The sequence below is a fragment of the Bacteroidota bacterium genome (assembly GCA_039714315.1).
Lineage (GTDB): Bacteria > Bacteroidota > Bacteroidia > Flavobacteriales > JADGDT01 > JADGDT01.
The window spans coordinates 1-2,171 of sequence record JBDLJM010000257.1; the positions used below are offsets into that span (position 1 = coordinate 1).

3 protein-coding genes are annotated in these 2,171 nt (G+C 36.3%); 1 reads left to right on the forward strand and 2 read right to left on the reverse strand.

The genetic code is table 11. The annotated features are described in order from the left end of the window. Positions 1-4 precede the first annotated feature (4 nt). A complete protein-coding gene (gene def, locus ABFR62_14130; protein ID MEN8139555.1) occupies positions 5-586 on the reverse strand; it encodes a peptide deformylase in 582 nt (193 codons plus the stop codon). Positions 587-629: 43 nt separating this feature from the next. Then, positions 630-1,046, reverse strand: a complete 417-nt coding sequence (ruvX, locus tag ABFR62_14135) for a Holliday junction resolvase RuvX (protein ID MEN8139556.1) — start codon at positions 1,044-1,046, stop codon at positions 630-632. Positions 1,047-1,328: 282 nt separating this feature from the next. On the opposite strand from ruvX, the gene ABFR62_14140 reads away from it, so the two are divergent. Then, complete coding sequence (locus tag ABFR62_14140; GenBank protein MEN8139557.1) at positions 1,329-2,144, forward strand: 2,3,4,5-tetrahydropyridine-2,6-dicarboxylate N-succinyltransferase; 816 nt, start codon at positions 1,329-1,331, stop codon at positions 2,142-2,144. Positions 2,145-2,171: the final 27 nt, after the last annotated feature.

Genomic DNA, 2,171 nt, shown 5'->3' on the forward strand with positions numbered 1-2,171 from the left:
TACACTACTGCCTTCCTTTCTTTAAAGGATATCTCATATTGTAATTTACAGAAATTTTTCCTTTCGAAATATTCGTAAGCTTGCCTTTTAGCAATCTTTTTTTCAACCCCGACAATTTATCTGTAAATAATACTCCTTCAATATGATCGTACTCATGTTGTATTACTCTTGAGGCTATTCCGCTTATTTCATCACGGTGAAACTCCCAATTTTCATCATAATACTCAATTACAATTGTTTCCGGACGAAATACATCTTCGTGAACATCTGGAATAGTAAGACACCCTTCGTTAAAGCCCCATTCTTCACCGGAAGTTTCAACTATTTGAGCATTAATAAAAACCTTTTTATAATCCTTAAGCTTCTCATAATCTTCTTCGTCTTCCTCAGCAAACGGACTTGCATCAACCACAAACAATCTTATTGCACGCCCAATTTGAGGTGCTGCCAGACCTACTCCGCTAGCATTGTACATCGTATCGTACATATTTTTGATAAGTTCATCCAATTTTGGATAATCTTTATCAATCTCAACTCCCTCTTTTCTTAAAACCGGGTCGCCATAAGCTACAATCGGTAATATCATATTCTAAAAAAATAACATTAATTCTATTTACTCTTCTGTGTTCTTAAAAACCCTTACTGTCGAGATATGACTGCAAAATAATAGTTGCACTTATCTTATCTATCAGACCCTTGTTTCGTCTTGCTTTCTTACCAATACCACTGTCGATCATTGTTTGGAATGCCATTTTCGACGTATAACGTTCATCAAATCGTTTAATAACAACATCAGGGAATTTTTTCTCTAATTCTTCAATAAACATCTTTATTTCTCTCTCGCTTTCAGAGGGAGTACCATCTTTCTGCTTCGGCTCACCAATAATAATTTCATCGACTTGCTCTCTCCCCAGATACTCATCCAAAAAAACGAATACCTTCTCATTTTCAACAGTTTCAAGAGCTGATGCAATTATTTGAAGCGGATCGGTTTCTGCTAAACCTATCCTTTTTGTCCCAAAATCTATTGCTAGTAATCGTCCCATATATGCTTTTAAAAAACAGTCCGCAAAATTACTTCTTTTTTTTCTAAAAGATCAATATTACGCATATAAATTAGTCAAACTCAAATATACTATTGATAAAGTCGCAATACAAACCTGCCTCCCGGATGGTAAATGACTGAAAACAGCATAAACATACTAAATGTTATAAATACAACATATTGTATGTTTTTCATTAATATATACTTCTTTACATTACATAATAAAAACAATTTATATTTTTACCACATAATAAATTAACACACAGATTAATTTTACGCACACATGACGGAATTACGAAACATTATTGAGCAGGCTTGGGAGGATAAGTCGTTATTGGAAAACAAGGAAACACAAAATGCTATAAGGTCACTAATAGAAAAGTTAGACAATGGCGAAATTAGAGTTGCAGAACCAACTGAGAATGGCTGGCAGGTAAATGAATGGGTAAAAAAAGGAGTTGTATTGTACTTCCCGATACAAAAAATGGAGACTATCGAGGCAGGTCCTTTGGAGTTTCACGACAAAATTCCGCTAAAGAAAAACTACAAAGAAAAAGGTGTGAGGGTTGTTCCCCATGCCGTTGCCAGACATGGAGCATATTTATCATCGGGGACAATATTAATGCCGTCGTACGTAAACATAGGTGCATATGTAGACGAAGGCACTATGGTAGACACATGGGCAACTGTAGGTTCCTGTGCTCAAATCGGTAAAAACGTTCACTTAAGCGGTGGAGTTGGAATTGGTGGAGTTTTAGAGCCGTTGCAAGCTGCGCCGGTAATTATTGAAGATAATGCATTTATCGGATCGAGATGTATTGTGGTTGAAGGTGTTAAAGTTGGAAAAGAGGCTGTACTGGGAGCAAACGTAGTACTTACAGCTTCTACAAAAATAATAGACGTTACAGGTGATGAAGCAATTGAAACTAAGGGAGAAGTTCCTCCACGATCAGTTGTGATTCCGGGATCATACACCAAGAAGTTTAAGGCAGGTGAGTATCAGGTACCATGTGCTCTTATTATCGGTAAGAGAAAAGAAAGCACTAATAAGAAAACTTCTTTAAACAATGCTCTTAGGGATTATGGTGTTTCTGTGTAATGAAGACAGGAGACTGAAGACTGAAGA